This window comes from Subtercola sp. RTI3, from assembly GCF_035018625.1.
Taxonomy (GTDB): Bacteria; Actinomycetota; Actinomycetes; order Actinomycetales; family Microbacteriaceae; genus Subtercola; species Subtercola vilae.
On sequence record NZ_JASJXO010000092.1, the window covers coordinates 1 to 5,953 of the forward strand.

A 5,953-nucleotide genomic window follows, 5' to 3' on the forward strand; every position below is an offset into this window, starting at 1 on the left:
AGATGTGTATAAGAGACAGGAGAGGAGCTGCGCGGTGCGGTAGGGCATGAGCTGGCGCAGCACGATCGAGGTCGAGGTGCGCCGGATGCCCCGGCAGCGCAGGATTGCCTGGCCCACTTCGTACAGATGGTCGGCATTGCGGGCGATGACCTGGCAGATGATGTCGTCGGCTCCGGCGATGGCCGAGCATTCGATGACCTCGGGGATGCCCGTGAGGGCGGTGATCGTCTGGTCGAACAGCTCCTGGTCGACCTCGGCCGTGACGAACGCACGCAAACCGAACCCGAGCGCAGACGGTTCGATGCGCACGCTGTTCGGCCGCAGCACCGGTGCCGGCGTGCCCGACGCCCCCGTTCCGGCCGCGCCCGCCCCGGCCGCGCGACCCGCCATGCGCTCGAGCCGCGTCTGCACCGTCGCCCGCGCCAACCCGAGCCGCTCTGCCAGCAGCATGACCGGCGCACGCGGCTCGTCGTCGAGCGCCCGCAGTATGCGCCGATCGGTGCCGTCGAGAGTAGACATTGTGTGCCCTTTCTGCGAGCCGAGACTGACGATACCGATCATATTGCACAGCCGAACGGATGCTCGTTGCGCACACTGTCCGGTCTTGTTGTACTGGCAGCATGACACAAGACCTCGAGGCGCCCGCCAGCCAAGCCCGCCCCGCCGCCCAGCCCCGCATCACCGTCGGCGCCTACCTCGCCACCCGCCTCGTTCAGCTGGGCGCCCCGCATCTGTTCGGCCTGCCCGGCGACTTCAACCTGAGCCTGCTCGACGAGATGCTCGCCATCGATGGCGTCGAATGGGTGGGCTGCACCAACGAGCTGAACGCGGCGTACGCTGCCGACGGGTACGCGCGCATCCGGCGCGGCATCGGCGCCGTCGTCACCACCTTCGGCGTAGGCGAGCTCAGCGCCATCAACGGCGTGGCCGGCAGTTTTGCCGAAGACGTTCCGGTCGTGCAGATCACCGGAATGCCCTCCACCGCCGCACAGTCGGCCGGCGCTCTGCTGCACCACACCCTCGCCGACGGCGCCTTCGACCACTTCGTTCGCGCCTACGAGCAGGTCACCGCAGCCTCGGTCGTCGTGCGCACGGCCACCGCCCCGGCCGACATCGACCGCATCCTGCTCACCGCACTGAACGAGTCGAAGCCCGTCTACCTCGGCATCCCGGCCGACGTCGCCGTGTCGCTCGTCTCGGCCGCGAACCTGCGTTCGCCGCTCGAACCGTTCGGCAGCAATGCGCGTCAGCTGCAGCGCTTCACCGAGGCCCTCCGCCAGGCCGTCTTCACGGCACCGAGTGCGGCGGTTCTGGTGGGCCCGCGCGTTCATCGCCGCCAACTCGAGCCGGTCATCCGCTCGCTCGCCGAAGCACCCGGCGTCTACATCGCCACGCAGAGCGGCTCGAAAGCCATTCTCGACGAGTCGCACCCCGCCAGCGTCGGCACCTACCTCGGCGCCCACACCCGCACCGAGGCCGCTCGCCGCGCCATCGACGAGGCGCCCCTGCTCATTCTCGCCGGAACCATCATGAGCGACCTGCTCACCGGCTTCTTCACCCACCGCTTCAACCCCGACGACGCCGTCGAGCTCGCCGTCACCTGGGCGCGGGTCGGCGAAACCACCTTCTTCGGAATCCAGCTCGAAGACTCCCTGCGTGTTCTCAACGACGTGCTTCAGGATGCCCGGCTCGACCCCCTCGCATCCATCGACCCCGGCCGCCCGCTCGTTGCCCCCGGTAGAGCCGGCACCACCCCCCTCGACCACGAGGCGTTCTGGCCGGCGGTGCAGGGTTTTCTCAGCCCCAACACCGTTCTGGTGGCGGAGGCGGGCACCGCGTTCTTCGGAGCCATCGACCTCACCCTTCCCGACAACAGCGACCTGCTCGGCCAACCGGTGTGGTCATCGATCGGTTACACGCTGCCGGCCACGCTCGGCGTCTGCATCGCCGAGCCTTCGAAGCGAGCGGTGCTGATCATCGGCGACGGCTCGGCCCAGCTGACCGTGCAGGAGCTGGCGACCATCCTGCACCGAGGCCTGACGCCCGTCATTCTGCTGCTGAACAACGGCGGTTACACCATCGAGCGGGCCATTCAGAGCCCCTCGGCCGTCTACCAAGACGTGACGCCGTGGAACTACACGGCGCTGCCCGCCGCCTTCGGCGCCGCCGACCGTGCCGTGACCCTCACTGTGCGCACCCGCGACGAGCTCGCGGAGGCGCTCGCGATGGCATCCTCGACCACCGACAAGGCCGTTCTGATCGAGGTCATGCTGCCGGCGCTCGACTCGCCGCGTCTGCTGACGGCGCTCGGCGAGGGGCTCTCGTCGGCGAATGCGCCGGTGGGGGCAGGCGCGACGACGCTGGCCCCAGCGTAGGCGATTGAGTCTCGGCGGCAGGGGGCTGAGTGTCGGTGGCGACAGTTAGCATTGGAGCCATGGTCACAGCCCTCTACCGCCGCTATCGACCTGAGACGTTTGGCGAGATGATCGGCCAGTCCCAGGTCACCGAGCCGCTGATGACCGCGCTCCGCACGAACCGGGTCAACCACGCCTACCTCTTCTCGGGGCCGCGCGGGTGCGGTAAAACCACGTCGGCGCGCATCCTCGCCCGCTGCCTGAACTGCGCAGAAGGCCCCACCGACACCCCGTGCGGTGTGTGCCCGAGCTGCGTCGAGCTGTCGCGCGACGGCTCGGGTTCGCTCGACGTGGTCGAGATCGATGCGGCCTCGCACAACGGTGTCGACGATGCACGCGACCTTCGCGAACGAGCCGTGTTCGCCCCCGCCCGCGACCGCTACAAGATCTTCATTCTCGACGAGGCGCACATGGTGACGCCCCAGGGGTTCAACGCCCTGCTGAAGATCGTCGAAGAGCCGCCAGAACACATCAAGTTCATCTTCGCCACCACCGAGCCCGACAAGGTCATCGGCACCATTCGGTCGCGTACGCACCACTACCCTTTCCGGCTCATCCCGCCCGCTCAGCTGCTCGAATATGTTCAGTCGCTCTGCGAGATCGAGGGCGTCGCTGTGGCACCCGGCGTTCTGCCGCTCGTGGTTCGCGCCGGCGGCGGTTCTGCGCGCGACACTCTGTCTCTGCTCGACCAGCTCATCGCGGGTTCCGACAGCAACCGCATCGAATACGAGCGCGCTGTCGCCCTGCTCGGCTACACCCATGCGTCACTGCTCGGCGAGGTCATCGATGCGCTGGGGTCGCACGATGCAGCGGCTGCGTTCGGGGCCGTCGACCGGGTCATCCAGACCGGGCAAGACCCCCGTCGTTTCGTCGAAGACCTGCTCGAGCGCCTGCGCGACGTCATCATCGTGGCAGCCACGGCCGACGGTGCCGCGGCGGTTCTGCGTGGAATGCCGAGCGACGACATCCTGCAGATGCAGCAGCAGGCCGCGCTCTTCGGGGCCGCCGAACTCTCACGCACCGCCGACATCGTGAACGCCGGGCTCACCGAGATGACCGGCGCCACCTCGCCGCGGCTGCACCTCGAACTGATGATCGCGCGCGTTCTCGTGCCGGCCAGCGACGACACCGCTCGCGGCGCGCTCGCGCGGGTCGAGCGGCTCGAGCGCCGCGTGGGGGTCGCATCGGCTGACGCTCTGCCGTCGTTCGGTGCTGCGGTGCAGGGTGCGGGCGGGTCGGCGGGCGGGTCGGGGCGCGGTGCTGACGAGTCTGTTGCCGGCTACTCGGCGCCTGGCGGGGTTGCGTCGCCCATTGCGCGGCTTCCACTCGCGCCGGTGCCGGTTGTCGCGCCCGTGCCGGTTAGTGCTTCTGTGCCGGTTGCCGCTTCTGTGCCGGTTGCTGCTTCTGCTGCAGCTGACGTTGCGGCTGCTTCCGCGCCCGAGTCTGCGCCCGCTTCTGGGGCAGGCGTACCTGCTTCCGCGCCCGCCTCCGATGCGCCTGTTGTGGTCGTTGCGCCTGATTCTGACGCGGCACGCTCCAGTGCGGTGCCCGCCTCCGAGGCGATCCCCGTTTCCCCGGTACCGGCTGCCGCCCCGGCCACTGCGGGCGCTTCAGTCGCTGCATCACCGGCACGTGCCGCAGAATTTCCGACTGCGGCGGCTCACCTTGGTACGGTGCCCGGCGGGGTGACCTTCCAGCAGCTCAAAGACTCGTGGCCCGAGATTCTCGAGGTCGTCGAGAAGGCCAAGCGATCAGCATGGATGGTCGTCTACACCGGCTCGGTCCGTGCTCTTTCTGGCGATGTGCTCACCCTCAGCTTCCCCAGCGAGAACGACGTCGAGAGTTTCAAGCAGAAGCAGGCCCCCGGGCAGCAGGGTGTGAGCGAGTACCTTCGCCAGGCCATCCTCGAGGTTCTGGGGCTCCGCGTGAAGTTCATCGCCCGCGTCGACGCCCCGGGTCATTCGCCTGCCCCCGCCGCCTCGCCGATCTCCACCAGCGCAGGTGCGCCCCGCTCGCAGCCCAACCGCGCGGCCGAGCCCAACCGCGCGCCAGACCGCTCAGCGTCACGCCCGCCCGCGGCTGGCCGCCCGCCCGCATCCCGTCCGACCTCGGCACCAACCCAGACAGCGCCGACCCAGACAGCGCCGACCCAAACAGCGCCGACCCAGACAGCGCCGACCCAAACAGCGCCGACCCAGACAGCGCCGACCCAGACGGGCGCGAAGGCCTCATGGCCGACCGTCGCCATTCCGGTGTCGGCCCCTGAGAGCGACGATGAGCCCGTGCGTGCGGGAGCCATCGTCGTGAACATCCCCGTGTCAGACATCCCCGACGACATTCCCGAGGGAGCCCTGCCCGAGTACGACGCGTCCGTGACGTGGGCCGACCCGGGCGACGACATCCCGTTCGACGACGGCCCCACCGATTTCGACCCCCGCGATGCCGCGCGCCCCCAGCGCCGAGCAGGCAACGGCGGTGCCAGCGCCACCGCGAGCCCCAGAACCACCGCACCCCCCACCTCGGCCGCCCCCGGCCAGCAGCCGGGCCTCGCAACCCGACCAGGCACCCCGGCCCAGCGCCAGCAGCCCGGAACCACACGCATCCCCCAATTCGGCGAGAAGCAGCGCTACGGCGAAGCCGTCGTGCGCGAAATTCTCGGCGCCAGCTTCATCGAAGAGCGGCCCGTCGTCGACCGACCCGCCCCCAACCGGGAAGACTAGGCTGCCCCCGCATGTACGAAGGAATCATCCAGGAACTCATCGACGAACTCGGCCGCCTGCCCGGCATCGGGCCGAAGTCGGCGCAGCGCATCGCGTTCCACATTCTGCAGACAGAGACGTTCGACGTCACCCGGCTCGCCGAAGTGCTGATCGAGGTGCGCGACAAGGTGCACTTCTGTTCGGTCTGCGGCAACGTCTCCGAACAGGACACGTGCAGCATCTGCCGCGACCCGCGCCGCTCGCAGAACGTCATCTGCGTCGTCGAAGAGGCCAAAGACGTGGTCGCCATCGAGCGCACCCGCGAGTTCCGCGGCCTCTACCATGTGCTCGGCGGAGCCATCAGCCCCATCGACGGCATCGGCCCCGACAACCTGCGCATTCGCGAGCTCATGCAGCGCCTCGCCGACGCCAGCATCGAAGAGGTCATCATCGCCACCGACCCCAACCTCGAAGGCGAAGCCACCGCGACCTACCTCTCGCGCCTGCTCACCGTTCTCGAGATCAGGGTCACCCGCCTCGCCTCAGGCCTGCCCGTCGGCGGCGACCTCGAGTACGCCGACGAAGTCACCCTGGGCCGCGCCTTCGAAGGTCGCCGCCTCGTCGAAAAGTAGCCGATAGGCTCGCCTCAGCACTGGTGCCGACGCGCCGCCACGTGCGCACGTCGCCGCACCCCGCTCCTCACCAGAACGGAACACACCCCATGAGCGACGACACCACTGCTCCGGATGCTCTCGCCCCAGCTTCGGCGGGGCCGCCGACCGCTGGCACCGCCCTCCCCGGCGCGACCCCCGTCTCCTCGCCTGTCTCTTATACACATCT

The 5,953-nt window shown here is 69.1% G+C and carries 4 protein-coding genes; 3 read left to right on the forward strand and 1 reads right to left on the reverse strand.

The features are described 5' to 3' along the window. Positions 1-519: Lrp/AsnC family transcriptional regulator (locus QN358_RS18420; RefSeq protein WP_323513220.1), on the reverse strand; the 519-nt coding region annotated here is incomplete at its 3' end. A 101-nt stretch (positions 520-620) separates the two neighbouring features. Here QN358_RS18420 and QN358_RS18425 point away from each other — a divergent pair. Genes QN358_RS18425 through recR form a run of 3 tightly spaced genes read left to right on the forward strand, consistent with a single transcriptional unit; the run spans position 621 to position 5,745 of the window. Next, positions 621-2,375, forward strand: coding sequence for an alpha-keto acid decarboxylase family protein (locus tag QN358_RS18425; protein ID WP_323513221.1), 1,755 nt, complete (start codon positions 621-623; stop codon positions 2,373-2,375). A 59-nt stretch (positions 2,376-2,434) separates the two neighbouring features. Continuing rightward, positions 2,435-5,134, forward strand: coding sequence for a DNA polymerase III subunit gamma and tau (locus tag QN358_RS18430; RefSeq protein ID WP_323513222.1), 2,700 nt, complete (start codon positions 2,435-2,437; stop codon positions 5,132-5,134). A gap of 11 nt (positions 5,135-5,145) precedes the next feature. Then, positions 5,146-5,745 carry a recombination mediator RecR gene (recR, locus tag QN358_RS18435; RefSeq protein WP_136643735.1) on the forward strand — a complete coding sequence of 200 codons (600 nt, stop codon included), beginning with the start codon at positions 5,146-5,148 and terminating at the stop codon, positions 5,743-5,745. Positions 5,746-5,953 lie beyond the last annotated feature (208 nt).